We start from the raw sequence: 26,048 nt of genomic DNA, 5'->3' as shown, positions 1-26,048 counted from the left end.
GATGAGCCGCGAGACGCTGATCGAATTCCCGTGCGATTTCCCGATCAAGATCATGGGCGCACGCGTCGATGAGTTCGCGCAGGCGGTCGTCGGCGTCGTCGTGCGGCATGCACCGGACTTCGACCCGGCGTCGGTCGAGATGCGTCCGTCGAGCAAGGGCAATTACCTTGCGCTGACCTGCACGATCCGCGCGCTGTCGCAGGCGCAGCTCGACGCGCTGTACCGTGAGTTGAGCTCGCACCCGCTCATCAAGGTGGTGCTGTAGATGACCGTCGCCGCTGCGGCCGCCGCTCGCGTCGCTGAGCCCCCGGCTACGGTCGCGCACGACGCGACCGTCCGCCGCCTCGGCCTCGTCGACTACGAACCGACGTGGCAGGCGATGCGCGCCTTCACCGATGCGCGCGACGCCGCGACGCCGGACGAAGTCTGGCTGCTGCAGCATCCGCCGGTATATACGCTGGGTCAGGCCGGGCGGCCGGAACATCTGCTGCGGGAGACCGGCATCCCGCTCGTGAAGATCGACCGCGGCGGCCAGATCACCTACCACGGGCCCGGCCAGCTCGTCGCGTATCTGCTCGTGGACCTGCATCGGCGGCACCTGAAGGTGCGCGAGCTGGTGTCGCTGATGGAGCAGACGGTCATCGACTGCCTCGCCGACTACGGGCTCCGCGCCGAGCGCAAGGACGGCGCGCCCGGCGTGTATATCGACGGCGCGAAGATCGCCGCGCTCGGCCTGCGCGTGCGCAACGGCCGCAGCTATCACGGCCTGGCGCTGAACGTCGACGTGGACCTCGCGCCGTTCTCGTGGATCAACCCCTGCGGCTACGAGGGGCTGGAGACGATCCGGCTGAAGGATTTCGGCGTCGCCGACGACGTGGATCGCGTCGGCGAACGCCTGCTCGGCCACTTCCTGCGACTGCTGCCGCCGGCCGCTCCTGTCGATGCCAGGCAGGCCTGATCCACGCCAACCCCCACAGACAGAAAATTAGAGAGACCCCGATGGAAGACACCGCACGCAAGCAGCGTGGCGCCGACAAGACGGCCCGCATCCCGATCAAGATCGTTCCGGCCGAGCGCCTGAAGAAGCCCGAATGGATCCGCATCCGCCTCGGCGCGGGGCAGGAAGCCGAGCGCTTCAACGAGATCAAGGCGAGCCTGCGCGAGCACAAGCTGCACACGGTGTGCGAGGAAGCCTCCTGTCCGAACATCCACGAATGCTTCGGCAAGGGCACCGCGACCTTCATGATCATGGGCGACATCTGCACGCGCCGCTGCCCGTTCTGCGACGTCGGCCACGGCCGGCCCGAACCGCTGAATGCGAACGAGCCGACGGAGCTCGCGGCGACGATCGGCGCTATGCGGCTCAACTACGTCGTCATCACCAGCGTGGACCGCGACGACCTGCGTGACGGCGGCGCGCAGCACTTCGTCGACTGCATCCGGGAGACGCGCGCGGCGTCGCCGAAGACGCGCATCGAAGTCCTCGTGCCGGACTTCCGCGGCCGGCTCGAAGTTGCGCTCGAGATCTTCGATCAGGCGCCGCCGGACGTCATGAATCACAACCTCGAGACGGTGCCGCGGCTCTACAGGCAGGCGCGCCCAGGCGCGGACTACGCGTACTCGCTGCGGCTGTTGAAGGAATTCAAGGCGCGTCACCCCGATGTGCCGACGAAGTCCGGCCTGATGGTCGGCCTCGGCGAGAGCGACGACGAGATTCTCGAGGTGATGCGCGACCTGCGCGCGCACGACGTCGAGATGCTGACGATCGGCCAGTACCTGCAGCCGTCGACCGGCCACCTGCCGGTGCTGCGCTACGTGCATCCGGATACCTTCAAGATGTTCGAGACCGAGGCACTCGCGATGGGCTTCAAGAATGCCGCCTGCGGGCCGATGGTGCGCTCGAGCTACTGGGCGGACCAGCAGGCGCACGGCGCGGGCGTCGTCTGAGTACCAGTCGGGCCGGATAGAGGGAGACCCTGCGGGGTCTCTTTTTTTTGCCTGTGACAAGTGCACGGGCAAGCTGTCGGAACGCGTGGCGCCTCGACCGGTCGTAATGTCCGCCCTCCAACATTCGGCAGTCCGATTCCCTTGTCCGGCGCGCGTCTCCTTCTGTTTTTGCATTGCACAACAGGGCGCGCATCTTTAGAATGAACGTTCATTCACTGCACTCCGAAGGCAGACCAAAGATGAAATTCCCGTCCGCACCGCGCGCCCTGGCGGTCGCCGTCATTTGCGTTCCGGTCCTGCTCGCCGCCTGCGGCGGCAACGACAACAAGGCCGCTGCGCAGGCCGCGCCGCCTCCTCCGAAAGTGGCGGTCCTGACGATCGCGCCGCAGCCGGTCACGCTCAGCACCGAGCTTGCGGGCCGCACGGCGCCCTATCTCGTTGCCGAGGTGCGCCCGCAGGTCAGCGGCATCGTCGAGGAGCGCCTGTTCGACGAAGGCGCCCGCGTCAAGGCGGGGCAGACCCTGTACCGCATCGACTCGGCGACTTACGAAGCCGAGCTCGCGAGCGCGAAGGCCGGTCTCGCGAAGGCGGACGCGAACGTCGCGACCGCGCGGCTGAAGGCGCAACGCTTCGACGAGCTCGTCGGCATCAACGCGGTGAGCCGCCAGGCGCGCGACGACGCGACCGCGGCCCTGAAGCAGGCCGAGGCCGACGTCGCCACCGCGAAGGCGGCGGTCAGGGCGGCGCAGATCAACGTCGATTACACCCGCGTCAGCGCGCCGATCTCGGGTCAGGCCGGCCGCTCGTCGGTGACGCCCGGCGCGCTCGTGACGGCGAACCAGGCAGCCACGATGGTCACCGTGCAGCAGCTCGACCCGATCTACGTCGACATCCAGCGCGCGAGCAGCGAGCTGCTTGCGCTGCAGCGCGATTTCGCTGCAGGCCGGCTCAAGCGCGTCGCGGGCGACAAGGCGGGCGTGAAGCTCGTGTTGGAGGACCGCAGCGAATACCCGCTCGCGGGCACCTTGCAGTTTGCCGAGACGACTGTCGATCCGGGCACCGGCAACGTGACGCTGCGCGCCGTGTTCCCGAACCCGAACCACACGCTGCTGCCCGGCATGTATGTCAACGCGGTGCTCGAGGAAGGCGTGTCGGAGCATGCGATCCTCGCCCCGCAAGCCGCGGTGATGCGCGATCCGAAGGGCAATGCGACCGCCTTGCTGCTCGGCGAGGACGGCAAGGTTCAGCAGCGCGAGCTGAAAGTCGAGCGCGCGGTCGGTGACCAGTGGCTCGTCACCGACGGACTCGCCGCCGGCGACCGGCTGATCCTCGACGGGTTGCAGAAGCTGCGACCCGGCATGGCTGCCGAGGTCGCCGAGCCCGCTGCGAAGGCCGCGACGGCCCCGCCGGCGCCCACCGCGGCCGAGCCCGCCAAGCCGACTGCGGCCGAGCCCGCCAAGCCGACTGCGGCGAAGTAAGGCTCCGCGACCCAGGAGATTTCCAGATGCCACGTTTCTTCATCGATCGCCCGATTTTCGCGTGGGTGATCGCGATCATCCTGATGCTTGCCGGCGCGCTGTCGATCCGCACGCTCGCGGTCGAGCAGTACCCGCCGATCGCGCCGCCGCAGGTGTCGATCAACGCGGTCTACCCCGGCGCGTCCGCGAAGACGCTCGAGGACACCGTCACCCAGGTCATCGAGCAGAAGATGCAGGGTCTCGACGGCCTGACCTATCTGTCGTCGACGAGCGACTCGTCGGGCAACGCGCAGATCACGCTGACTTTCGACGCCGGCACCGATCCCGACATCGCGCAGGTGCAGGTGCAGAACAAGCTGTCGACGGCGATGCCGCTGCTGCCGCAGGAAGTTCAGCGGCAGGGCGTGCGCGTCGTGAAGTCGCGCGTGAACTTCCTGATGGTCGTCGGCTTCGTGTCCGACGATCCGCGGCTCGACCGTGCGGACCTTTCCGACTACGTGGCGGCAAACGTCCAGGACCCGCTGAGTCGCGTCCAGGGAGTCGGAGAAGTCCAGGTATTCGGTGCGCAGTACGCGATGCGGGTGTGGCTGGATCCGAACAAGCTGAACCAGTACAACCTCACGCCGTCGGACGTCGCGGCCGCGATTCGCGCCCAGAACGCGCAGGTCTCGGCCGGTCAGCTCGGCGCGTCGCCCGCCGAACGAGGCCAGCAGATCAACGCGACGATCACCGCGCAGACCCGGCTGCAGACGCCGCAGCAGTTCGAGGCGATCCTGCTGCGCACGGCGCCGGAAGGCGGCGTCGTCTACCTGCGCGACGTGGCACGGGTCGAAATCGGCGCCGAGAGCTACGCGATCGACGCGCGGTACAACGGCAAGGCTGCGGGCGGTCTGGGGGTCAAGCTCGCGACCGGCGCGAACGCGCTCGACACCGCAGACCGGGTCCGCGCCGAACTCGACCGCCTCGCCGAGAACATGCCCGAGGGCATGCGGCCCGTCATTGCGTTCGACACCACGCCCTTCGTCGAAGTGTCGATCAAAGGCGTCGTGGAAACGCTGATCGAGGCGGTGATCCTCGTTTTCCTCGTGATGTACCTGTTCCTGCAGAACTTCCGTGCGACGCTGATCCCGACGATCGCGGTGCCGGTCGTGCTGCTCGGCACCTTCGCCGTGATGGCGGCGCTCGGCTTCACGATCAACACGCTGACGATGTTCGGCATCGTGCTCGCGATCGGCCTGCTCGTCGATGACGCGATCGTCGTCGTCGAGAACGTCGAACGCGTGATGACCGAGGAAGGGCTGTCGCCGAAAGAGGCGACGCGGAAATCGATGGACCAGATCACCGGCGCGCTGGTCGGGATCGGTCTGGTGCTGTCCGCGGTGCTCGTGCCGATGGCGTTTTTCGGCGGTTCGGTCGGCGTGATCTACCGGCAATTCTCGATCACGATCGTGTCCGCGATGGCGCTGTCGGTGCTTGTCGCGTTGATCCTGACGCCGGCGCTGACGGCGACGATACTGAAGCCGGTGGAGAAGGGGCATCACTACAGCGAAGGCCGTTTCTTCAGGTGGTTCAACGACAGCTTCGACCGCACGACGACGCGCTATCAAGGCGTCGTCGGGCGGATGCTCGGCAAGCGTGGGCGCTATCTCGTCATCTACGCGCTGATCGTCGTCGGCCTCGGCGTGCTCTTCATGCGCATGCCGCAATCCTTCCTGCCGGACGAGGATCAGGGCCTGATGTTCGCGCAGGTCCAGTTGCCGGCTGGCGCGACCCAGCAGCGCACGCTCGAGGTGGTCAAGCGCATGGAGCAGCATTTCCTCGAGGGCGAGAAGGAGACCGTCCAATCGGTGTTTTCGGTCGCCGGCTTCAGCTTCGCCGGCCGCGGCGAAAACATGGCGATCGCGTTCGTGCGCCTGAAGGACTGGGCTGAGCGCCCCGGCCACGAACACGGCGTTGCGGCGATCGCGGCACGTGCGATGGGCGCGTTTTCGCAATACCGCGACGCGCTGGCGTTCGCGTTTGCGCCGCCGGCGATCATCGAGCTGGGCAACGCGACCGGCTTCGACTTCTATCTCCAGGACGCCGCCGGGATCGGCCACGAACGGCTGATGGAGGCGCGCAACCAGCTCCTCGGGCTCGCCGCGCAAAACCCGATACTCGTCGGCATGCGCCCGAACGGTCTCGACGACACGGCGCAGTTGCGCGTCGATGTGGACCAGGCCAAGGCCGGAGCGCTCGGCGTATCGGTCGCGTCGATCAATGAGTTGTTGTCGAGCGCATGGGGCGGTTCGTACGTCGACGATTTCATCGATCGCGGTCGGGTGAAGAAAGTCTACATACAGGCCGACGCGCCGTTCCGGATGATGCCGGCGGATCTGAAGGACTGGCGCGTTCGCAACGACCAGGGCGAGATGGTGCCGTTCTCGGCGTTCGCGACCGTCGGCTGGGACAGCGGCTCGCCGCGGCTCGAGCGCTACAACGGCGTGTCCGCGGTGCAGATCCTCGGCCAGGCGGCGCCGGGCCGCAGCACCGGCGAGGCGATGGATGCGATCGAGAAGCTCGCCGAACAGCTCCCCGAAGGTGTACGCGTCGCCTGGACCGGGCTGTCGTACCAGGAGCGGCTGTCGGGTTCGCAAGCGCCTGCGCTGTACGCGATTTCGATGCTCGTCGTGTTCCTCTGTCTCGCTGCGCTGTACGAGAGCTGGTCGATCCCGTTCTCGGTGATGCTCGTCGTGCCACTCGGCGTCCTCGGCGCACTGGTCGCGGCGAGCCTGCGCGGAATGTCGAACGACGTGTATTTCCAGGTCGGCCTGCTGACGACGATCGGCCTGTCGGCGAAGAACGCGATCCTGATCGTCGAGTTCGCGAAGGAGCAGATGGAGCAGTACGGCAAGAGCCTCATGGACGCGACGCTCGAAGCGGTGCGCCTGCGCTTGCGGCCGATCCTGATGACGTCGCTCGCGTTCGGCCTCGGCGTGCTGCCGCTCGCGATTTCGAGCGGGGCCGGCTCCGGCAGTCAGAATGCGATCGGCACCGGCGTGCTCGGCGGCGTGATCAGCGCGATGCTTCTCGGCATCTTCTTCATCCCGCTGTTCTTCGTCGTCGTGCGCCGCGTGTTCCCGGCGACGCGGACGGAAACGCCCGCCGCGCCCGCGGCGGCGTCGAACACGATTCCCGAGGGGAACACCAATGCATAAGCCGGCCAGCCGTCCTGCCAACCTGCTGCTTGCGACACTTTGCGCCGCGGTGCTCTCCGCGTGCGCGAGCATGGCGCCCGACTACCAGCGCCCCGCCCTTCCGGTGCCGGACCGTTTCGCCGTTGCAGACGCCGGGCCGGCGGCTGCGGTTCCGACGCGCGAGATCGGCTGGCGCGAGTTCTTCACCGATCCGAAGCTGCGCGACGTCATCGACGCCGCCCTCGGCAGCAACCGTGACCTGCGCATCGCGGCGCTCAACATCGAGCGCGCGCGCGGCCTTTACGGCGTCCGCGAGGCCGACGTGCTGCCGACGGTCTCTGCCGGTGCGAGCGAGACGGCGCAGCGAATTCCGGAGACCCTGTCCACCAGCGGCCGCACCGGCGTCAGTCGCCAATACAGCGTCACACTCGGCGTCAGCGCCTACGAGCTCGACCTCTTCGGGCGCGTGCGCAGCCTGCGCGACGCCGCACTGCAGGAATACCTCGCGTCCGAAGACGCGCGACGTGCGACGCAGATCGGCCTCGTCGCCGAAGTCGCGCGCGCCTACCTGCAGCTCGCCGCGGACCAGCGCCGGCTCGAACTCGCGCAGGCGACGCTCGCGAGCCAGCGCTCGTCGTACGACCTGATCCGGCGCCGCTTCGAACTCGGCGTATCGTCCGACCTCGACGTGCGGCAGGCGCAGACGACGGTTGACGCCGCGCGGGCGGACGTCGCGCGCTTTACCGGCTTCGTCACCGCCGACCGCAACGCGCTCGCGCTGCTTGCCGGCGTCCCGCTACGCGACGAATGGTTGCCCGGCGACGTCCTCGTCGCGCCGACCTTGACCGAACTGCCGGCCGGATTGCCGTCCGAAGTCCTGCTGCAACGACCCGACGTCGTTCAGGCCGAACGGCAGCTGCTGGCGGCGAATGCCAACATCGGCGCCGCGCGCGCCGCGTTCTATCCGCGCATCTCGCTGACTGCGTCGGCCGGCACCGCGAGCGCCGCGCTGTCCGATCTGTTCGGCGCCGGCTCCGGCACCTGGGCGTTCATGCCGCAGATCACGCTGCCGATCTTCGACCACGGGCGCAACCGCTCGGGGCTGCAGGTCGCGGAGGCGGAACGCGACATCCGCGTCGCCGAGTACGAACAGGCGATCCAGGTCGGGTTCCGCGAAGTCTCGGACGCGCTCGGCTTCCGCATGACGCTCGGCGAGCAGCTGCAGGCGCAGACCGACCTCGTCGGCGCGGCCGAGCAGGCGCATCGCCTGTCCGAAGCGCGCTACCAAAGCGGCGTCGACGACTACCTCGGCGTCCTCGACGCCCAGCGCGCGCTGTATGCCGCGCGCCAGGGGCGCATCGGGGCGGAACTCGAGCAGCAGCTCAACCTCGTCACCTTGTACCGCGCGCTCGGCGGTGGCCTCGACGCGGGAACCTCCGCTTCGACACCGGTCGTCGGCGCGCTGGGACGCGAAGCGCAATGAGCCTCGCCGACTCCGACCGCCTCGAAGCGCGGCGTCAGCAGGTGCTCGATGCGGCCGCCGAGTGTTTCCACAAGAGCGGCTTCCACGGCGCGAGCATGGCGCAGATCGCGAAGACCGCGGGAATCAGCCCGGGGCACATCTACAACCTGTTCGAGAACAAGGAAGACGTCATCGGCATGATCGTCGAGCGCGAGCAGGCGGAGTTGCTCGCGAAAGTGGACGCGATGCAGCGCGCGGACGACGTCGTGCAGGCGATGCTCGACCAGGTCGCGTGCGGCGTCGAGAGTCAGCTCGCGGGGTCGGATACGGCGCTGCGCATGGAGATTCTCGCCGAGGCCGGGCGCAATCCGAAGCTTGCCATGGTGGTGCGCAATGCCGACGTGCAGGGGCGCGAAAAGCTCGGGAGTCTGCTCGGGGCGGCGCTCGCGCAGCGGAACCTGTACCGCGAGCCGGAGGAAGTGCAGGCGCGCGTCGAAGTCCTGATGGCGCTGTTCGACGGCCTGATGCTGCGCAGCCTGCGCAATCCGACGATCGACCGGGAAACGGTGGCGCCGGTCGTCGCCCGGGTCGTCGCGATGCTGATCGACCGACAGGTCCCCGGGAACGACGAGCCGGCCTGATCAACGGTAGAAACGTTCCTCGCGCTCGTGGCGCTCCTGCTCCTCGAGGCTCAGGGTCGCGGTCGGACGGGCGAGCAGCCGGCCGACGCCGATCGGCTCGCCGGTCGCCTCGCAGTAGCCGTAGGTTCCGTCGTCGATGCGGCGCAACGCCGCTTCGACCTTGTGCAGCAGCTTGAGCTCGCGGTCGCGGATCCGCTGTTCGAGGACCTGTTCCTCTTCCTGCGTCGCGCGGTCCGCTTCGTCCGGGGTGGCGACGGTCTCGCGCAGATTCGAACGCGTCTGTTCGCTGTTCTCGCGCAGTTCGGCCTGCAGGGCGAGCAGGCGCGCGCGGAAGAAGGCGAGCTGCTCGTCGTTCATGTATTCGTCGGCCGGCATCGCGAGCAGGTCCGTTTCGTCGAGCTGGCCGTTTCGTGCTGCTCTGGCATTCATCGCGTTCTCCCCGAAGTCCGCTGCCGGTGCGCGCAGCGTTGCGCGCCGGCAGCCACAGGGGACACTGTATGTGATCCGCTCCGGAGGGGATAGTGCCGGGGCGCCGCCGGTGTGACCCCTGCCGCTTGTCGGCGGACCCGGTGATGGTTTCGTGTCCGCGATGGCGTCGCGCGAGTATGCTTGCGTTGGTTTTTCCGTCGTCACCGTGCCGGAGGGATTCCATGCGTTCGATCTTGCGCGCCGTCCTCATGTTTGCCGTTTGCGTGCCCGCGTGGGCCGCAGGTCTGGACAACCTCACCACCACCGAAGCGGCAGGGGGTCTGAAGGAGGCGCTGACGCAAGGCGCGTCGCGCGCGGTCGAGCTGCTCGGCCGCGACGGTGGCTTCCTCGGCAATCCGAAGGTCAGGATCCCGCTGCCGTCCGCGCTCGAGCAGGCCGAGCCGCTGATCCGCATGGCCGGGCGCGGCAAGGACCTCGACGCGCTCGTGACGTCGATGAACCGCGCCGCCGAGGCCGCGGTGCCCGAAGCGAAGACGCTGCTCGTCGGCGCGGTGCGGCAGATGGGCGTCGAGGACGCGAAGCGCGTGCTCACCGGCGGCGACGATTCGGTGACCGCATATTTCCGCGACAAGACCCAGGCGGCGCTGACCGACCGCTTCCTGCCTATCGTCAAGAAGCACACCGAGCAGCTCGCGCTCGCCGGCCAGTACAACCGGCTCGCCTCGCAAGTCGCCAGTTTCGGCGTCATGAAGCCGGAGGACGCGCAGATCGAGAACTACGTCACGCGCAAGGCGCTCGACGGGCTCTATCTGATGATCGCGGAAGAGGAGCGCGCCATCCGTGCGGATCCGCTCTCCGCCGGCGGCGCGCTCGCGAAGAAGGTTTTCGGCGCGCTCGGCCGATAGCCGCTCGCGCCCGTCGCCGGTTGTAACGTCGGCGGCCGGGCGCGGGCGATACGGTAAAATCCGCCGGCGCCGCCCTCGCCGACGGCGCTCTTTTTTCCGCCCGCAGCCTCTGCCATGTCCGCCCTCCTGAATGTCCCGCAGCGCGAAGCGATCCGCTATCTCGACGGCCCGAGCCTCGTGCTGGCCGGCGCCGGCAGCGGCAAGACGCGGGTCATCACGCACAAGATCGCGCACCTGATCAACGAGTGCGGGCTCAATCCGGCCAACATCGCCGCGATCACCTTCACGAACAAGGCGGCGAAGGAGATGCAGGAGCGGGTCGCCGGGTTGATGGGCGGCCGCGCGCCGGGCGGGCTCACGGTGTGCACCTTCCACGCGCTCGGCGTGAAGATCGTCCGCCAGGAGGCGAAGCACTGCGGGCTGAAGCCCCAGTTCTCGATCCTCGACGCGTCCGACACGGTGCAGATCGTCGCCGAGCTCTCGCGCGAATCCGACAAGGCGCGCGCGAAAGCGATGCAGTGGCAGATCTCGGGCTGGAAGAACGCGATGGTGACGCCCGAGGAAGCGGCGCAGCTCGCCGACGACGAGCTCGCGTCGGCGGCGGCCTTGCTGTATTCGGAATACGAACGCACGCTGCGCGCGTACCAGGGGGTCGATTTCGACGATCTGATCTCGCTGCCGGTGCGGCTCTTCGAAGAACACCCGGACGTGCGCGAGCGCTGGCAGAACAAGCTGCGCTATCTCCTCGTCGACGAATACCAGGACACGAACCGCGCGCAGTACCGGCTGCTGCGCCAGTTGGCCGGCGTGCGCGGCGCCTTCACCGCGGTCGGCGACGACGACCAGGCGATCTACGCGTGGCGTGGCGCCGACGTCGAGAACCTGAAGCTCCTGCAGCAGGACTATCCGAAGCTGAAGGTCATCAAGCTCGAGCAGAATTACCGCTCGTCGCGACGCATCCTGACCGCGGCGAACACGGTGATCTCGAACAACGAGAAGCTGTTCGAGAAGCGCCTGTGGTCCGAGCACGGCGATGGTGAGCAGATCGCCGTGACCGCATGCCGTGACGCCGACCACGAAGCGGAGTGGGTCGCGTCGAAGATCAGCGCGCACAAGTTCGAGCACCGTACGAAGTTCGGCGACTACGCGATCCTGTACCGCGGCAACCATCAGGCGCGGGTGATCGAGCAGCAGCTGCGGAACCAGAAGATCCCGTACGTGATTTCGGGCGGGCAGTCGTTCTTCGACAAGGCCGAGATCCGCGACCTGATCTCGTATCTGCGCCTTCTGATGAACGAGGACGACGACCTCGCGTTCATCCGCGCGATCACGACGCCCCGCCGCGGCGTCGGCGCGGTCACGATCGAGGCGCTCGGCAACTACGCCGGCCGCCGCCACGTGAGCCTGTTCGCCGCGTGCTTCGAGGAAGGCGCGGGGCATGCGCTGAACGCGCGCCAGCTCGAACAGGTGCAGGAGTTCGCGAACTTCATCAACCGCATCCAGTACCGCGCGCACCGCGAACCGGCCGGGCGCGTGCTCGAGGATCTCCTCGCGGCGATCCGCTACGAGGCGTGGCTGTTCGAACATCTCGACACGCGCGAGGCGGAGTCGAAATGGAGCAACGTGCGCGACTTCGTCGGTTGGCTGGGCAGGAAGGGCGAGGAGGACGGCAAGAATCTCGTCGAGCTGACGCAGACGATCGCGCTGATCTCGATGCTCGACAAGGAAGACGCCGAGTTCGACGGCGTGCAGCTCGCGACGCTGCACGCGTCGAAAGGCCTCGAGTTCAAGCACGTGTTCCTGATCGGCGTCGAGGAAGGGCTGCTGCCGCACCAGTCGTCGATCGACGAGGACAAGATCGAGGAAGAACGCCGCCTGATGTACGTCGGCATCACGCGCGCGCAGCGCAGCCTCAACATCACGTGGTGCGAGCGGCGCAAGGCCGGCAAGGAAACGCGCACCTGCGAGCCGTCGCGCTTCATCGAGGAGATGGGCGGCGACGTGAAACTCAACGACCGCAAGTCGAATGCGCCGGTGTCGAAGGAAGAAGGCCGGGCGCGGATCGCGAACCTGATGGCGATGCTCGAAGGGCGCTGAAGTGCCCGCGTGGCGCGGGCCCGCGTCTCTTTCCGGTCGCCGTATCGCTCGTCCCAATCCCATCGCCGCACGGCCGGATGCCCCGCGGCGGCGCCGGCGCCCGCCGCACCGCACTCGAACTCCCGTCCTTCTGCAACCGCTTCCCCGGAAGGCGGTAGCGACGCGATTGTCGAAATAATTTACAGTTTCGCCCGTCCGCTTCACGCGGATTTCAGCTACCTGGATGATTCGATTCGAAATGTAACGTCTTGGCGCGGCGATTGCTTGGCACGCCGCTCGGGGCGTGTTCGCCCCATTTTGGGGGTTGGAGGAATGGAAATGGGACGAAACGACAGATACGGAATGACCGGGCGACGCCAGCGTTCGACCCTTGCAGGCTCGATCGCTGCCGCGGCGATGGCGCTCGCGCTCGGCAGCGCGCAGGCGCAGGAGCGGCCCTGCGAGGCGCCGGCCGAATTGATCGGAGTCTCGGGCAAGATTTTCAGCAACCAGCTTTCGCCCGGCGAGACGCTGGGCGTCGGAAGCGCGGTGCTTTCGCGCAGCGGCTCCTTCAACTGCAGCCTTCACGGTCGGGCTTTCTTCAACGAAGATCGTTCGTTCGGCGGCTTCAACCACATCATAGTCTGCGCCGACCGCTACAAGCTCGCTGACGGCAACACTGTTCATTCGCAGATCGACACCCTGAGTGTCTTCGAAAGCCCGCCGGCATTTCGGTCTTGCGGCGTCCCCGGCGTCGACCCTGACTTCGGCTCGTTTCGCGAGGTCTCGTACCCGCAGTCCGGCCGCGGCCGCTTTTCGCCGACCGGCGGCGGGCGTCTCGTCATCGACGGCACGGTCAACTGTGCGGGCGCGGTCGAAATGCAATATTCCGGTCAGGTCTGTGTAAGGCGTTGACCCGACGGCCGCGCGCAGGGACGCAGAGCCCCACGCGCGGCAATAGGTAGATTCATCTAGCCGCCTGCCCGATACACCCGATTCAGTAAGGGTCTTTACCGGCCTACAGTGACGACGACTCCCCACGATCAGGAGCGTTGTCATGAAAGACCCTGGCTCGTCCGCCGCGTGCGCATCGCGGCGGTCATTTCTTCGCGGTATTCCGGTCATCACGGCCGCCGCCGCGCTCGCCCCGGCGCCCGCGCTCGCGGCCGACGGCAAGCACCACTGGGCGATGCTCGTCGATGCGCGCAAATGCATCGGCTGCCAGGCCTGCACGGTGTCGTGCATCCAGGAAAACGCCGTCCCCGAAGGCAGTTTTCGCACCATCGTGTCGACCTACAGCGTCAAGCTGACGGACGCCGACCAGCCGGCCGGCACGTACCAGCTGCCGCGCCTGTGCAATCACTGCGACCAGCCGCCGTGCATTCCGGTGTGTCCGGTCGGCGCGACCTTCAAGCGCGAGGATGGCATCGTCGTCGTCGACGGAGACCGTTGCGTCGGCTGTGCTTACTGCGTGCAGGCGTGCCCGTACGACGCGCGCTTCATCAACCACGCGACCAACAAGGCCGACAAATGCACGTTCTGCGCGCATCGCGTCGACGCCGGTCTGCTGCCCGCATGCGTCGAGACCTGCGTCGGTGGCGCGCGCATCTTCGGTGACCTGAACGATCCCGACGGCGAGTTGCGGCGGCGCCTGACCGCGGCCAAGGACGAGCTCAAGGTGCTCAAGCCCGAACTCGGGACTGAACCGCGCGTGTTCTATGTCGGGCTCGACCCGCGCTTCCAAGGCAAGGTCGAGGGCCAGGGCACGCTGTGGCAGCCGCGCAAGGCGCACGGCTGACGCGGCAACAGGAGATCGATCATGAATCCGGACATCGTCGAAACCGTCAACGTCGCGCGCGAAGTCGCGTGGCTGCCGTGGGCGGTCCAGTACTTCTTCCTCATCGGCCTGTCGTACGGCGCCTTCCTGGTGTCGCTGCCGGGCCTCGTGTTCCGCCGCGAAGGCTGGCTCGGCATCTCGCGGCTGGCGCTGCTCGCGGCGCTGGTGTGCGGACTGACCGCGCCCGTCGCGCTGCTCGCGGACCTGCATCAGCCCGGCCGCTTCTGGCATTTCTACGCGTATTTCACGCCGAGCTCGTGGATGTCCTGGGGCGCGTTCTTCATCCCGGTGTATCTCACCGGGCTGATCCTCTACGCATGGCTCGCGTTCCGGCCGCTGCTCGCGCGCCATGCCGACGAGGGAGGCAAGCTCGCCGGACTGGCGCGGCGCCTCGCGTACGGCGGGCACGAAAGCCGCAATGCGCTGGTCGCCGCGGCGCTGCTCGCCTTCGTCGGCGCCGCGCTGGTCGCGCTGTACACCGGCGTCGAGGTGATGCTCGTGCGGGCGCGTCCGCTGTGGCACACGCCGCTGCTGCCGCTGCAGTTCTTCGTGACCGCGCTGGCGGGCGGCATCGGCCTCGCGCTGCTGTTCAACCGCTTCCTGCCCGGACACGGCGACGCGCAGGCGACCCGGCGCATGGCCTCGGCGTTGGCGGCGACGCAGTTCGGCGCACTCGTCGTCGGCGCGGTGTGGCTCGCGCTCGGGCTGTCCGGCCTGTCGCCGACCCATGCCGAGGCGCTCGCGCAGGTCGCGCCGTCGGCGAACTGGCAGGTTTCAGCGATCTGGGCGGTCGCGGCGACCGTGGTCACGCTCGCCATCGCATGGAGACGACCCGGCTCGGGCCTGCTGATCGGCCTGCTCGCGCTGCATTCGGCGTGGATGATGCGCTGGACGATCTTCATCGGCGGTCAGGAGGTGCCGAAGACCGGCGCTGGCTATTACAGCTACCAGCTTTCGCTCGGGCCCGAAGGCCTGATGGGCATCGTCGGCACCGCCGGCCTGTGGATCTTCCTCTTCGTCGCGCTGACGACCCTGCTGCCGCTCGACCGGCTCGGCCGGGCGGACGGCGCCGGCGCGTGATTCGAGCGATTAACCCGATACCGAAATACCGTTCGGGCTGAGCCTGTCGAAGCCCTGCGATTGCCCTTCGACAAGCTCCGGGCGAACGGAGGTCCTTGATTGCCACGCCCCCATAAGGGAACTGATCATGAAAATCGAACGTCGAGAACTGATCGCCGCCGGCGGGCTTGCCGCCTTTGCCGCCGGCTTCTCCCAGACGCTGGGCCGCATGGTCTCCGGTCTCGTCGGGGACGAGCCGAAGGCGCACAACATCCACGGCCGCTCGGCCGAGCCGGAGTTCAGTGTCGACCCCGCCACCGGCGAGCTGCACCCGAACCCGAAGCAGCAGGTCAGCTACACCGGCTGCCTCGGTTGCACGACGCAGTGTGGCGTGCGCCTGCGCATCGACAAGGCGAGCGGCAAGGTGATCCGGGTCGCCGGCAACCCCTACAGCCCGCTGTCGACCGAGCCGCAGCTGCCGATGAAGGCGTCGGTGCGCGAAAGCCTCGTCGCGCTGTCGCGCTACCAGGACAAGGGGCTCGCCGGTCGCTCGACCGCTTGCGGCCGCGGCAACGCGGCGATGGACCAGATGAATTCGCCGTTCCGCGTGCTGACGCCGCTAAAGCGCGTCGGCCCGCGCAACTCCGGCCAGTGGCAGCCGATTCCGTTCGAGCAGCTCGTGCGCGAGCTCGTCGACGGCGGCGACCTCTTCGGCGAAGGGCATGTCGAGGGCTTCGGCGCGCTGCGCGAACTCTCCGCACCGATCGACGCCGCCGCACCCCAGCTCGGGCCCAAGGTCAACCAGGTCGCGGTGTGGACCAGCGTGAACGACGGTCGCGAGGCCTTCGCGCGCCGCTTCTGGAATCAGGCCTACGGCACGCTCAACTTCATCGGCCACGGCTCGTACTGCGGTGGCGCCTACCGCTCGGGCTCGGGGGCGTTGTTCGGCGACCTGAAGAAGATGCCGCACGCGAAGCCAGACCTCGCGAACGCCGAGTTCGTGATCTTCATCGGCACCGCGCCGGGCAATGCGGGCAACCCGTTCAAGCGCACCGGCACGCTGCTCGCGAAGGGCCGCACGGAAGGCCGGCTCGAGTACGTCGTCGTCGATCCGGTGCTGACCAACGCCGACAACCGCGCCGCAGGAGAGCGGGGCCGCTGGGTGCCGATCCGCCCCGGCACCGACGGCGCGTTGGTGATGGGGATGATGCGCTGGATGTTCGAGAACGGGCGCGTGAATACGGCGTATCTTGCGAACCCCAACGTCGCGGCTGCCGAGGCCGCGGGTGAGCCGTCCTTCACGAACGCGAGCTGGCTCGTGATCACCGAGAAGGGCCACCCGCGCGAAGGCCGTTTCCTGCGCGGCTCGGACATCGGTATGCCGATCGCCGAAGCTGACAAGTACCAGGATGCCGACCCGTATTTCGTGCTCGGCGCGGACGGCGGACCGGTTCCGGCCGCAACGGCGACGGGTGCCGCGCCACTCGAAGCGGGCGGTGCGACGGTCACGGCCGGCGACCGGACGGTCGTCGTGAAGACCTCGTTCGAACTCCTGCGCGAGTCCGCGCTGAAGGCGACGCTCGCCGAATACGCGGAAATCTGCGGCGTGCCCGAGGCCGTCATCACCGGCCTCGCCGACGAGTTCACCCGTCACGGCCGCAAGGCGAGCGCGGTTGCGCATGGCGGCATGATGGCCGGCAACGGTTTCTACAACGCGTACTCCGTCGTCACGCTCAATGCGCTGATCGGCAATCTCAACTGGAAGGGCGGCTTCGTCGTCAATGGCGGCGGCTTCAAGGACGCCGCCGCCGGACCGCGCTACGACCTGGAATCCTTCCCCGGCGCGATCAAGCCGAAAGGCACGCCGCTCGGCCGCAACGTGCCTTACGAGAAGTCCGCCGAATTCGCGCAGCGCAAGGCCGAAGGCAAGCCCTATCCGGCGCGCGACGCGTGGTTCCCAAACGCGCCGGGGCTCGGCACCGAATGGTTCCCGGCAATGCTGCGCGGCTACCCGTACGGGCTCAAGGCGCTGGTGCTGTGGAGCGCGAACCCCGTGTACGGCATCCCCGGCGTGCGTCCGCTCGTCGAGGAGGCCCTGCGCGACACGAAGAAGCTGCCGCTGATCGTGTCGGTCGATCCGCTGATCAACGAGAGCAACGCGTTCGCCGACTACATCGTGCCGGACTCGCTGATGTACGAGAGCTGGGGCTGGACCGCGCCGTGGAACGGCGTCCCCACGAAGGCGACGACCGCACGCTGGCCCGTCGTCGAGCCGAAGGCCGCCAAAACCACCGACGCGCCCGACGGCCAAGCGATCGGCATGGAAACCTTCTTCATCGCGCTCGCGAAGGCGATGAACCTGCCCGGCTTCGGGCCCGATGGGCTCGCCGACATGGACGGTAACCGCTTTCCGCTCGAGCGGCCCGAGCACTGGTACCTGCGCGGCGGCGCGAACATCGCCTTCGCCGGCAAGGCGCCGGTCGGCGACGCGACGGACGACGACCTCGCGCTGTCGGGCGTCGAACGCCTGCGCCCGCTGCTCGAGGCGACGTTGAAGGAAGACGAGTGGCGCAAGGTTGCCTTCGTGTACACGCGCGGCGGCCGTTACCAGCCCGCGAAGGAGGCGCAGGACGAGGCAAACGCCGAGTGGCAGACCAACCGCTTCGGCAAGGCGCTGTGGCTGTGGAACGACAACGTCGGCGGCGCGAAGAACAGCCTCACCGGCAAGCGCTTCTCCGGCTGCGCGACGTGGCAGCCGCCGGCCTTCGCGGACGGTACGCCGATGCGCGAGGTCCATCGCGAGGCCGACTGGCCGCTGCTCGCGGTGAGCTACAAGTCCGCGCTGCAGAACTCGTACAGCATCGCGACGAGGATCACGTCGCTGCATCCGGACAACCCGGTGATCGTCCATCCCGCCGATGCCGAGCGGCTCGGCCTTGCGACCGGCGACCTCGCGCGCGTCTCGACCCCGGGCGGGGACGCGACCTGCCGCGTCATCGTGCATGAAGGGGTGATGCGCGGCGTGCTCGCGTTCGAGCATGGCTACGGGCACCGCGAGCTCGGCGCACGCGCGCACCGCATCGGCGACATGCGCCAGCCCGAGCGGCGCGACCTCGCCGCGGGCGTGTGCTTGAACGACCTCGGCCTCGTCGATCCGACCCGCAGCGGGGAAGCCGTGTGGGTCGATGCGGTAGCGGGTACGTCGGTGCGCAACGGCCTGCCGGCGAAACTCGTGAAGATCTGAAACCTTGGCCACGCCACGACGGACCGCGCCTATCGGAAGGTGGAAACTCTCAGGACTCGGCGCGGAAACCCATACTTTGCGCTGCGCCCGAAAATAGGAAAACGGAATGTAACGCGATGACGAACGCGAGGCCGGCGATCTATATTGAAAGCGGATCCCGGCCGCCGCCGCGGCGGTTCGCCGGGAAATCGCTTCGACCAATCGGACGACGGAGGTTCAGATGAAACGCAAGACCTTGATCGCCGCAGTCGCGGCCGCGCTGCTTTCCGGAGGCGTGCTCGCGCAGCCGGCGGGGGGCATGCCGCCGGTGGACGACAGCACGCCGATTTACGGCTCGCAGCTGATGACGCCGCAGGAGCGCGCCGAACACCGCGACCGGATGCGCGCCGCGAAGACGCCCGAGGAACGCGAGCAGATCCGCGCCGAGCATCACGAGCGGATGGTGACACGCGCGAAGGAGCGCGGCGTCACACTCCCCGATGAACCGCCGATGCGCCCGGGCAGGATGATGGGGCCCGGAGGTGGTATGGGCCCGGGGGGTGGCATGGGTCCGGGAGGTGGTATGGGGCCGGGAGGTGGCGGTATGGGTCCCGGAGGCGGCGGCATGGGGCCGGGGGGCGGCACGGGCCCAGGTACCGGGGGTGGCGGACGCTGAGCCGCAACAGCCGTCCCTGTCCGGCGCGCATATCCACTTGCGCGCTGTCGATGGGACGGCACGAGCGCCGCGATGGCCGGCGTGCTGCCTGCGGCGCCGATGCCGGATGCGGGTGCGTTCGAAGCTGGAGCGCATTATCCGGTCCGCGCGGCGTCTCGGACCTTGTTACGTTCGGCCAGTTGAGCGTCGACCGGGTGAGCGGCAGCCGAAGGTCGAAGCCATAGGCCCGCGACAGCCGGGACGGCGGACCGTCGCCGCCCGGATCCGTACGAGGCCTGCTCAGTCGAGCGCGGCCGGATCCGCGCGCAGCATCACGCGGGCGAGTTCGGCAGCGCTGCCGACTTCGACCTTTTCCATGATGTGCTGACGGTGCACATGCACCGTCTTTTCGCTGATGCCGAGCTCGCGCGCAACGACCTTGTTCGGCAGTCCCTGCGCGACGAGTCGCGCGACCTCGCGTTCCCGCGGCGACAGGCGGACGAGCAGCGCGAGCGCGTTGTTGCGCAGTGCCCCGCGCGCCCGTTCCTCGGCACCGCGCCGCACCGCCGCGGCGACCGCATCGAGCAGCGCCTGATCGCGGAACGGTTTCTGCAGGAAGTCGCTCGCGCCGTGCTTCATCGCCTGCACCGCGAGTTCGACGTCGCCATGCCCGGTGATGAATACGATCGGCGGCTGAATACCGCGCGCGTGCAGCGCCTGCTGGAGTTCGAGCCCGCTCATCGTCGGCATGCGGATGTCGAGCACGAGGCAGCCGAGATCCGCCATCGGCGGTGGACGGGCCGCGAGAAAGTCTTCGGCCGACGCGTGGCTCTCGACCCGCCAGCCGACGGATTCGAGCAGAAAGACGAGCGAGCGGCGGAACGCAGCGTCGTCGTCGACGACGTGGATCACGAGGTCATCGGTGCGGGTCATGGGGGCTTGCAATGGTCGCGGGAATCGGAGGCGCCGTTGCGAGCGGCAGCGTCAGGACGAATTCCGAGCCGGGTCCTTCGACTGGCACGGCCGCGAGTCGACCGCCGTGCGCCTCGGCGATCGTGCGGCAGATCGACAAGCCGAGGCCGAGCCCGTCTGGCTTCGTCGTGAAGAAGGGTTCGAACAAGCGGTCGCGCGCGGCGTCGTCGAGCCCGACGCCGAAGTCGCGCACGGCAACGCGGACGTTGCCGTCGCCACTTGTCGCGATCGTCACCGCGAGCCGTTGGCGCGACGACGGTAGGCCGCGGGCCGCGTCGTAGCCGTTCTTCAGCAGGTTCAGGATCACCTGCTGGATTTGCGGCGGATCGACTTCAATCGACGCCGCGCCTCCCAGCGTATCGCCCAGTTCGACGTCGGGCGCGTTCGCGAGCATGCCGCGAAACAGCGCGATCGCCTCCGCGACGACTTCGCGCGGTGCGACCTTCTCGCGCACCGCGGCGCGCTTCTTCGCAAAACCGCGGATGCGTCCGAGGATGCCTGCCGCACGTTCGGCCTGCGCGGCGATCTCGCCCGACGCCTCACGCACCGCGTCGTCGGTGAGGCGCGCGTTGTCGACGCGGCGGCGCAGGCTCTGCGCGTAATTGCCGATCGCCGCGAGCGGCTGGTTCAGCTCGTGCGCGAGCGTGCCGGCGAGCTCGCCGAGCACCGACAGGCGCGCCATGTGGTCCGCCTGCTCCTGCCCCGCGCGCATCCGCGCCTCGAGCGCATCGCGTGCGTCGAGCGCCGCCCGCAGCGCCGCCGTGCGCGCATGGACGAGATGCTCGACGCGTACCGTGTAGAGGATCCAAGCGCACAGCAGCAGCGCCAAGGCCGCGACCCATGGCCAGTAGCGCTCGGCGAGCATCATCAGCGTCGGCTCGTGCAGCGTCGCGTACGGCCCGATTCGCAACTCGCGGAACATCTCATGTACCGCCTGATAGTCGGCCGGCACCGCCCACGCCATGCCGTGCCCGTCGCGCGACATCCCGAGCAGCGCGATCGCGACGTCTTTCGCGAGCGCCGGGGGCGTGTGTCGCAGCGTCGCGATCGGCCAATCGGGGTACAGCCGGGTCGACGTCGCGCAGGCGAAATCCGGCTCGTCGCGCGCGCCGACGACCTTGAACCGTTCGAGCCCGGCGGGCTGCTCTTCGACGAGGCAGGCGCGGACGATGCCCGCATCGGCTTCGCCATTGGTCACCGCGTCGAACACCCGACTCATCGGCAGGCCGACGACCGTCAGCGCGGCAAAGTCGCGCTCCGGCTCGATCCCGAGCGCGGCAAGCTCGCGTTGCACCGTCTGATAGCCCCCGAAGCCCTCGCGTGCGACGATCGCGACGCGTTTGCCGCGCAGGTCTTCGAGCGTGCGCAAGTCGCTGCGTGCGGACGATGCGATGACGGCCGAGCCGATGGCGCGGTCGGGCGAACCCGTCGGCGCGGCGTCAAGCGTCAGGATGCGGCTCGCGCCGATCGCGGCTTCGAGTTCGACGTAGTGGCCGGGGTTCGTGATGATGAAATCGATCGACCCCGCCGCGGCCGACGCCGCGAGCCCGAGGTGATCGAACTGGAGCAGTTCGACGCTGCGTCCCGGCAGCGCCTCCGCGAGCCGCTCGACGACCGGCGACCACTCCGCCGTTGCGGCGTCGTCGCCGAGAAACGCGAGCACGCCGATGCGCACCGGCGCTTCCGCGGCCTGGGCGCCCGCCGCAAGCGCGACGACCGCGCCGAACGCAACACGGAGGATGAATGCGGACAGCGACAATCGGAACCTCATCCCGCTGAGGGGACGAACGTCATTGTCGTCTCATCGCCGTCGGCGAGATTTATTGCTGGACCGGGGGTTCGGTGAAGTTCGCGCCGGCGCTGTTCGCGAGGTACGCGACCGCCCGCTGCACTTCGGTATCGGTCAGGTCGGCGCCGCCACCACGCGGGGGCATGCCGCGGATGCCGTTGATCGCATTGTGCGCCAGCGTCTCGAAGCCCTGCGCGATGCGCGGCGCCCAGGCTGCGCTGTCGCCGGTTTTCGGTGCGCCCAGCACCCCGGCGCCGTGGCAGCTCGAGCACACGCTGGTATAGATCTGCTCGCCCGTGCGGCTGCCCGGCGCGACCTTCACGACCTTCAATTCGAGCCTGGCGACGGGTTGGATCAGCGTCGCGGTCGTCTCGGGATCGACAGCCTCCTTCTTGCCGCAGCCCGCGATCGCTGCGACCGCGAGGATCGCGACGAGGGGCAGGATGCGCGGCTGCCGATTCGCGCTGACGAGGTGGTTCGACATTTCCATGTCCTTTCTTGTTGGGGGTTGAGCGGCGAGTATACCCTCGGCCGGCGCTCCCACATTTGCCATCGTCCCGTGGCGGCGAGCTGGCGGTGTTGTAACAGTTGTCCGTGCGCGACGGCGCCGCGAAGCGGCTGAACTATGCTCAGCGGGATCCGTTCAGACGACAGGAGGAAGGCATGGGTATCTTTTCGTTCGTGAAGGATGCAGGGGAAAAGCTTTTCGGCGGCGGCGACGTGAAGGCGTCCGAACCTTCATCAGCGCCGGCAGGCACCGCGGGCGGCGGTGGCGATGCAAACGCGAAAGCGTCCGATGCGATCAAGAAATACATCACGAGCCTCGGCCTCGCCCCGGGCGATCTCGCCGTGAGCTTCGACGGCGCGTCGTCGGTCGTCACCGTCTCGGGAACCGCACCCGACCAGGCGACGAAGGAAAAGATCCTGCTCGCTGCCGGCAACGTGCGCGGCGTCGAGCGGGTCGAAGACCGGATGACCATGACGAGCCAGGAACCCGAAGGCCGCTTCCATACGGTCGCGAGCGGCGACACGCTGTCGGCGATCGCGAAGAAGTACTACGGCGACGCGAACAAGTACAACGCGATCTTCGAAGCGAACAAGCCGATGCTCACGCACCCCGACAAGATCTACCCCGGCCAGGTACTGCGCATCCCGTCTTAAGGCTGCCGCGCGTTATCCACGCGCGGCAGATCGGCACTCTGCCTCGGTTCTAGCAACACCGGTGACGCATGGACTTCGCGTACGAACCGGTATAGACTTGCGCGCTCGATTGCGGGTCGGTCCCGTCAATCTCCCAAGGCGCCCGTAGCTCAGCTGGATAGAGTACTGCCCTCCGAAGGCAGGGGTCGGACGTTCGAATCGTCTCGGGCGCGCCAGATACTAAAAAGCCCTGATTTTCTTATGAAATCAGGGCTTTTTTCATATCCTCGGGCCGGACGAATCTGTGCTCTTGCTTACTGTGTGTCGTCCAGAACTTATGAACGCGTTGCCGTAACGCTTTTACGTCGGCCGCGGGAGGGCAATAGGGCGATACATCTTCACGCCCGGTTCTCGCCTCTTGCAAGGGCAATGGCGGCGGAAGCCCCGCTTGACGCTGTCGAAAGCCTTGCTCATCGCTCCACTCATCGGTCAGGTCCGGCCGGGTGTTCCCGCAACCGCTTCGCCCGCTTCCCATGGGGGCAGTGGCAGGTGTCTATGACGACGTCCTTCTCGAGCCGCCTCCGCGAACCGTTGCCCTCGATTATCGATCATGCCGTCGGCCCGGATTTGGGCTCCGATCACCCGCCGATTCTGGCTTGCGTTTCGACGTTGCGTGAAGAGGCCCGGGCAAGCGAATGACGCTGGCGCTGACCCGGACATTGGTCAGTTGCTCGGGCGGTAGTTCGCCAGCCAGTGCGCGTACGGGGCGGGCAGCACCCAGGACGGTTTCTCTTCCTTCAGTTGCAGGGCCGCCTGGTAGCTCCAGTGCGGATTGGCGAGATGCGCGCGGCCGATCATCACGAGATCCATCTGCTGGTCGGCAACGACCCGGTTGGCCGTGGCCGGCGCGTCGATGCCCCAGGACCCGGCGACGGGCAGTTCGGCCTCGCGGCGGACGCGTTCGGCAATCGGCGCGAGGAAGGCCGGACCCCACGGGACCTGCGCCTCCGGCGTGGAGAACCCGACGCTGACGTTGAGCAGGTCAAGGCCGCCGCGGCGGAAGGCGCGAGTGAGTTCGATCGACTCCGCCAGCGTCTCCTCGTCGCGGCCGTCGTATTCGATGACGCCGAAGCGGGCCGTGAGGGGCAGGCGTTCCGGCCACACCTTGCGGACTGCGTCCAGCGTTTCGAGCAGGAAACGGCTGCGTCCGGCGAAGTCGCCGCCGTATCGATCGGTCCGCTGGTTGGCGTGGACGGAGAAGAAGCTTTGCGCGAGGTAACCGTGGGCAAAGTGCAGTTCGAGCCATTCGAAGCCGGCATCCCGCGCGCGCCGTGCCGCAGCGACGAAATCGCTTTGGACGCGGGCGATATCGTCAACGCTCATCGCGCGCGGCACCTTCGGCAGGTGGGCGCCGAAGGCGAGGGCCGAGGGGGCCAGCGGCGTCCATGCGCGGGCGTCGCCATCGGGGATGTGGTCGTCACCTTCCCACGGGCGGTTCGCGCTCGCCTTGCGGCCCGCGTGGCCGATCTGGATGCCGGGAACGGCGCCGCCCGCCTTGATTGCGGCCGCGATGCGGGCGAGGCTTTGCGCCTGTTCGTCGTTCCAGAGGCCGAGGCACGCCGGGGTGATCCGGCCTTCCGGTGCCACCGCGGTCGCCTCGACGATCACGAGGCCGGCGCCGCCGCGTCCGAGGCTGCTGTAATGGCCCCAGTGCCAGTCGTTGCCGACGCCGTCGACGGCGCTGTACTGGCACATGGGAGGAATGGCGATGCGATTGCGCAGGGTGACATCTTTCAGATTGAAGCTGCTGAACAGGGCGGACAAGGTGTGATCTCCGGAAAGGGCGGACCGTATGCACGTCGACACGCGCCGGTGCCGGATGCAAGCTGGACGGGATCCTAAATCATTAATCGGTGATGTAGGTACTGCTTGAGCCCGCTCCCGCAGCGGACGGGACGCGAATTCATGTCCGATGGAGCTTGACCAAGGGATCGGTTCGCTGCTCATCCTGTGACCCACCGCGTTGCGTTCTGCCCGGGCCTCGACCGCTCATGTCATATGCGGACGTCGATGTGCTTACATCCGGACAAAATTGGTCCCATCGATTTCCGTCAAACCATTTGCTCATGGCCGTTCCGCCCGCCGCGCCGCGCGCGCGGTGCCTGTGTCTCGACATCGAAACCGCTCGCCAGGACCGCATGGCCCTGCGCGAGCTGGGCGTGTTCCGGCCCGATCTCGACGCGCGGCTGAGGCTTTCCGGCAAGGATTCCAAGCTTGTTTCCCGGCTCGATGCGCTGACCGAAGGTGCCGCCTTCGTCCTCGGTCACAACGTCGTCGCCTTCGACCAGCCCGCGTTGGCCGCGCTGCATCCCGAGCTTGCGCTGCACCGTCTGCCGCTCATCGACACGCTCGAACTCTCGCCCGTCGCCTTCCCGCAGAACCCGTATCACCGGCTGGTGAAGGACTACAAGCTATGCACGACCACGCGTAACGACCCGGTGAGGGACGCCGAGCTCGCCTACGAGCTCTTCGTCGACCAGAACGAAGCCTTGCTGCAGCGTGTGGCAGAGCATCCCGACGAAGTGCTGTGCCTGCATTTCCTGCTGGCGCCAGTGAACGGCAAGGGTGTGGCGAACTTCTTCGCAACCCTGCGTCGTGCCCTGAAGCCTTCGCTCCTGGAAGCCGCCGCCGCTTGGCAGCGCGCGACCGCGGGCAAGGTCTGCATCACCGGGGAACGCTGGCTCATCGAACACTGCTTGCCCGATCCCGCTTGGCACAAATCGCTGGCCTATGCGCTGGCATGGCTGCGCGTGGCCGGTGGCAATTCGGTGCTTCCGCCTTGGGTGAGCCTGAGCTTCCCCAAGGCGCGCGAAGCGATAGCCGCCCTGCGTGACCTGCCCTGCTCGGATCCGGGCTGCGCATGGTGCCGGGAGCAGCACGACCTCGAAACCTTGCTGCCACGCTACTTCCCGGGCATTACCCGCTTCCGCAGTACACCGACCACTGCCGATGGCCGCTCACTGCAGCAGGCGATCGTTGAAAACGGCTTCGCCGGCCGGCCGACGCTCGCGATCCTGCCGACCGGTGGCGGAAAGTCGCTGTGCTTCCAACTGCCAGCGCTAGCAGGGTGTTGAAAATTCCGCCTTCACCTTCGGTTTCCGGCCGCCTGGAAAAAAATCGATGCTGAAAAGATCCGACCTGAGCCGCCCTGATGACGATTCCAGCTGCTTTTTCAGCCGATTGTGCAACGGCAATTGGG

20 protein-coding genes, 1 tRNA gene and 1 pseudogene are annotated in these 26,048 nt (G+C 67.8%); 17 read left to right on the top strand and 5 right to left on the bottom strand.

The features are described from left to right. Position 1: 1 nt before the first annotated feature. The 7 genes from ROZ37_RS20135 (at position 2) to ROZ37_RS20105 (ending at position 8,704) form a co-directional block, all read left to right on the top strand. Positions 2–265 carry a DUF493 domain-containing protein gene (locus ROZ37_RS20135; RefSeq protein ID WP_312662333.1) on the top strand — a complete coding sequence of 88 codons (264 nt, stop codon included), beginning with the start codon at positions 2–4 and terminating at the stop codon, positions 263–265. Next, on the top strand, positions 266–958 hold the full coding sequence (gene lipB, locus ROZ37_RS20130) for a lipoyl(octanoyl) transferase LipB (RefSeq protein WP_312662332.1): 693 nt from the start codon (positions 266–268) through the stop codon (positions 956–958). Positions 959–999: 41 nt separating this feature from the next. Beyond that, entirely contained in the window at positions 1,000–1,947 is a 948-nt protein-coding gene (lipA, locus tag ROZ37_RS20125) for a lipoyl synthase (RefSeq protein ID WP_312662331.1), read from the top strand. A gap of 239 nt (positions 1,948–2,186) precedes the next feature. Further along, positions 2,187–3,425, top strand: a complete 1,239-nt coding sequence (locus ROZ37_RS20120) for an efflux RND transporter periplasmic adaptor subunit (RefSeq protein ID WP_312662330.1) — start codon at positions 2,187–2,189, stop codon at positions 3,423–3,425. A 26-nt stretch (positions 3,426–3,451) separates the two neighbouring features. Beyond that, positions 3,452–6,622 carry an efflux RND transporter permease subunit gene (locus ROZ37_RS20115; protein WP_312662329.1) on the top strand — a complete coding sequence of 1,057 codons (3,171 nt, stop codon included), beginning with the start codon at positions 3,452–3,454 and terminating at the stop codon, positions 6,620–6,622. Continuing rightward, on the top strand, positions 6,615–8,084 hold the full coding sequence (locus ROZ37_RS20110; RefSeq protein WP_312662328.1) for an efflux transporter outer membrane subunit: 1,470 nt from the start codon (positions 6,615–6,617) through the stop codon (positions 8,082–8,084). The genes ROZ37_RS20115 and ROZ37_RS20110 overlap by 8 nt, the downstream gene beginning before the upstream one ends. Further along, positions 8,081–8,704, top strand: coding sequence for a TetR/AcrR family transcriptional regulator (locus tag ROZ37_RS20105; RefSeq protein WP_312662326.1), 624 nt, complete (start codon positions 8,081–8,083; stop codon positions 8,702–8,704). The genes ROZ37_RS20110 and ROZ37_RS20105 overlap by 4 nt, the downstream gene beginning before the upstream one ends. Here the strand turns inward: ROZ37_RS20105 and dksA are convergent, their stop codons facing one another. After that, a complete protein-coding gene (dksA, locus tag ROZ37_RS20100) occupies positions 8,705–9,133 on the bottom strand; it encodes an RNA polymerase-binding protein DksA (protein ID WP_312662325.1) in 429 nt (142 codons plus the stop codon). Positions 9,134–9,354: 221 nt separating this feature from the next. Here dksA and ROZ37_RS20095 point away from each other — a divergent pair, with 221 nt between their 5' ends. From ROZ37_RS20095 to ROZ37_RS20065, 7 genes are all read left to right on the top strand, one after another. After that, positions 9,355–10,038, top strand: coding sequence for a DUF4197 domain-containing protein (locus tag ROZ37_RS20095; RefSeq protein WP_312662323.1), 684 nt, complete (start codon positions 9,355–9,357; stop codon positions 10,036–10,038). A gap of 114 nt (positions 10,039–10,152) precedes the next feature. Then, complete coding sequence (locus ROZ37_RS20090) at positions 10,153–12,135, top strand: UvrD-helicase domain-containing protein (protein WP_312662320.1); 1,983 nt, start codon at positions 10,153–10,155, stop codon at positions 12,133–12,135. A gap of 396 nt (positions 12,136–12,531) precedes the next feature. Further along, positions 12,532–13,029, top strand: coding sequence for a hypothetical protein (locus ROZ37_RS20085; RefSeq protein WP_312662319.1), 498 nt, complete (start codon positions 12,532–12,534; stop codon positions 13,027–13,029). A 142-nt stretch (positions 13,030–13,171) separates the two neighbouring features. After that, entirely contained in the window at positions 13,172–13,912 is a 741-nt protein-coding gene (gene dsrO, locus ROZ37_RS20080) for a sulfate reduction electron transfer complex DsrMKJOP subunit DsrO (RefSeq protein WP_312662318.1), read from the top strand. Positions 13,913–13,933: 21 nt separating this feature from the next. Then, positions 13,934–15,031, top strand: coding sequence for an NrfD/PsrC family molybdoenzyme membrane anchor subunit (nrfD, locus tag ROZ37_RS20075; protein WP_312662317.1), 1,098 nt, complete (start codon positions 13,934–13,936; stop codon positions 15,029–15,031). A 127-nt stretch (positions 15,032–15,158) separates the two neighbouring features. Then, the gene (locus ROZ37_RS20070) at positions 15,159–18,254 is read left to right on the top strand and encodes a molybdopterin dinucleotide binding domain-containing protein (RefSeq protein WP_312662316.1); all 3,096 of its coding nucleotides are present in this window, start codon (positions 15,159–15,161) and stop codon (positions 18,252–18,254) included. Between the two features lie 220 nt (positions 18,255–18,474). Next, the gene (locus ROZ37_RS20065) at positions 18,475–18,909 is read left to right on the top strand and encodes a hypothetical protein (protein WP_312662315.1); all 435 of its coding nucleotides are present in this window, start codon (positions 18,475–18,477) and stop codon (positions 18,907–18,909) included. Positions 18,910–19,188: 279 nt separating this feature from the next. Here ROZ37_RS20065 and ROZ37_RS20060 read toward each other — a convergent pair whose 3' ends face one another. The 3 genes from ROZ37_RS20060 to ROZ37_RS20050 are packed head-to-tail and all read right to left on the bottom strand — an operon-like array spanning position 19,189 to position 22,133. Further along, positions 19,189–19,821 carry a response regulator gene (locus ROZ37_RS20060; protein ID WP_312662314.1) on the bottom strand — a complete coding sequence of 211 codons (633 nt, stop codon included), beginning with the start codon at positions 19,819–19,821 and terminating at the stop codon, positions 19,189–19,191. Next, entirely contained in the window at positions 19,805–21,631 is a 1,827-nt protein-coding gene (locus ROZ37_RS20055) for a PhnD/SsuA/transferrin family substrate-binding protein (protein ID WP_409449981.1), read from the bottom strand. Before ROZ37_RS20055 ends, ROZ37_RS20060 begins: the two co-directional genes overlap by 17 nt. A gap of 49 nt (positions 21,632–21,680) precedes the next feature. Further along, complete coding sequence (locus ROZ37_RS20050; protein ID WP_312662312.1) at positions 21,681–22,133, bottom strand: c-type cytochrome; 453 nt, start codon at positions 22,131–22,133, stop codon at positions 21,681–21,683. Between the two features lie 179 nt (positions 22,134–22,312). On the opposite strand from ROZ37_RS20050, the gene lysM reads away from it, so the two are divergent. Together lysM and ROZ37_RS20040 are read left to right on the top strand one after the other, a co-directional pair. Next, positions 22,313–22,810: a peptidoglycan-binding protein LysM gene (gene lysM / locus ROZ37_RS20045; protein WP_312662311.1), complete on the top strand. Its 498-nt coding sequence runs from the start codon at positions 22,313–22,315 to the stop codon at positions 22,808–22,810. Positions 22,811–22,948: 138 nt separating this feature from the next. Beyond that, positions 22,949–23,025 (top strand) — tRNA-Arg (locus ROZ37_RS20040). 487 nt (positions 23,026–23,512) lie between these two features. On the opposite strand, the gene ROZ37_RS20035 is transcribed toward ROZ37_RS20040, so the two are convergent. Beyond that, positions 23,513–24,613 carry an NADH:flavin oxidoreductase/NADH oxidase gene (locus tag ROZ37_RS20035; RefSeq protein WP_312662308.1) on the bottom strand — a complete coding sequence of 367 codons (1,101 nt, stop codon included), beginning with the start codon at positions 24,611–24,613 and terminating at the stop codon, positions 23,513–23,515. A gap of 302 nt (positions 24,614–24,915) precedes the next feature. Between ROZ37_RS20035 and ROZ37_RS20030 the strand changes: the two are divergent. Beyond that, positions 24,916–25,911, top strand: a pseudogene (locus ROZ37_RS20030) (RecQ family ATP-dependent DNA helicase); the annotation flags it as partial. Positions 25,912–26,048: the final 137 nt, after the last annotated feature.

Source organism: Aromatoleum sp. (assembly GCF_032027225.1).
Classification (GTDB): domain Bacteria; phylum Pseudomonadota; class Gammaproteobacteria; order Burkholderiales; family Rhodocyclaceae; genus Aromatoleum.
This window is presented reverse-complemented; position numbering and strand designations above follow the sequence as displayed.

Bases quoted from the DNA above. Each gene is read 5' to 3' on its own strand.
- dsrO (WP_312662318.1), top strand. From the start codon at position 13,172: ATGAAAGACCCTGGCTCGTCCGCCGCGTGCGCATCGCGGCGGTCATTT.
- ROZ37_RS20135 (WP_312662333.1), top strand. From the start codon at position 2: ATGAGCCGCGAGACGCTGATCGAATTCCCGTGCGATTTCCCGATCAAG.
- lipA (WP_312662331.1), top strand. From the start codon at position 1,000: ATGGAAGACACCGCACGCAAGCAGCGTGGCGCCGACAAGACGGCCCGC.
- ROZ37_RS20090 (WP_312662320.1), top strand. From the start codon at position 10,153: ATGTCCGCCCTCCTGAATGTCCCGCAGCGCGAAGCGATCCGCTATCTC.
- ROZ37_RS20060 (WP_312662314.1), bottom strand. From the start codon at position 19,821: ATGACCCGCACCGATGACCTCGTGATCCACGTCGTCGACGACGACGCT.
- ROZ37_RS20055 (WP_409449981.1), bottom strand. From the start codon at position 21,631: ATGAGGTTCCGATTGTCGCTGTCCGCATTCATCCTCCGTGTTGCGTTC.
- ROZ37_RS20065 (WP_312662315.1), top strand. From the start codon at position 18,475: ATGAAACGCAAGACCTTGATCGCCGCAGTCGCGGCCGCGCTGCTTTCC.
- lipB (WP_312662332.1), top strand. From the start codon at position 266: ATGACCGTCGCCGCTGCGGCCGCCGCTCGCGTCGCTGAGCCCCCGGCT.
- ROZ37_RS20115 (WP_312662329.1), top strand. From the start codon at position 3,452: ATGCCACGTTTCTTCATCGATCGCCCGATTTTCGCGTGGGTGATCGCG.
- ROZ37_RS20050 (WP_312662312.1), bottom strand. From the start codon at position 22,133: ATGTCGAACCACCTCGTCAGCGCGAATCGGCAGCCGCGCATCCTGCCC.
- ROZ37_RS20105 (WP_312662326.1), top strand. From the start codon at position 8,081: ATGAGCCTCGCCGACTCCGACCGCCTCGAAGCGCGGCGTCAGCAGGTG.
- ROZ37_RS20110 (WP_312662328.1), top strand. From the start codon at position 6,615: ATGCATAAGCCGGCCAGCCGTCCTGCCAACCTGCTGCTTGCGACACTT.
- ROZ37_RS20120 (WP_312662330.1), top strand. From the start codon at position 2,187: ATGAAATTCCCGTCCGCACCGCGCGCCCTGGCGGTCGCCGTCATTTGC.
- ROZ37_RS20095 (WP_312662323.1), top strand. From the start codon at position 9,355: ATGCGTTCGATCTTGCGCGCCGTCCTCATGTTTGCCGTTTGCGTGCCC.
- lysM (WP_312662311.1), top strand. From the start codon at position 22,313: ATGGGTATCTTTTCGTTCGTGAAGGATGCAGGGGAAAAGCTTTTCGGC.
- ROZ37_RS20070 (WP_312662316.1), top strand. From the start codon at position 15,159: ATGAAAATCGAACGTCGAGAACTGATCGCCGCCGGCGGGCTTGCCGCC.
- dksA (WP_312662325.1), bottom strand. From the start codon at position 9,133: ATGAATGCCAGAGCAGCACGAAACGGCCAGCTCGACGAAACGGACCTG.
- ROZ37_RS20085 (WP_312662319.1), top strand. From the start codon at position 12,532: ATGGCGCTCGCGCTCGGCAGCGCGCAGGCGCAGGAGCGGCCCTGCGAG.
- nrfD (WP_312662317.1), top strand. From the start codon at position 13,934: ATGAATCCGGACATCGTCGAAACCGTCAACGTCGCGCGCGAAGTCGCG.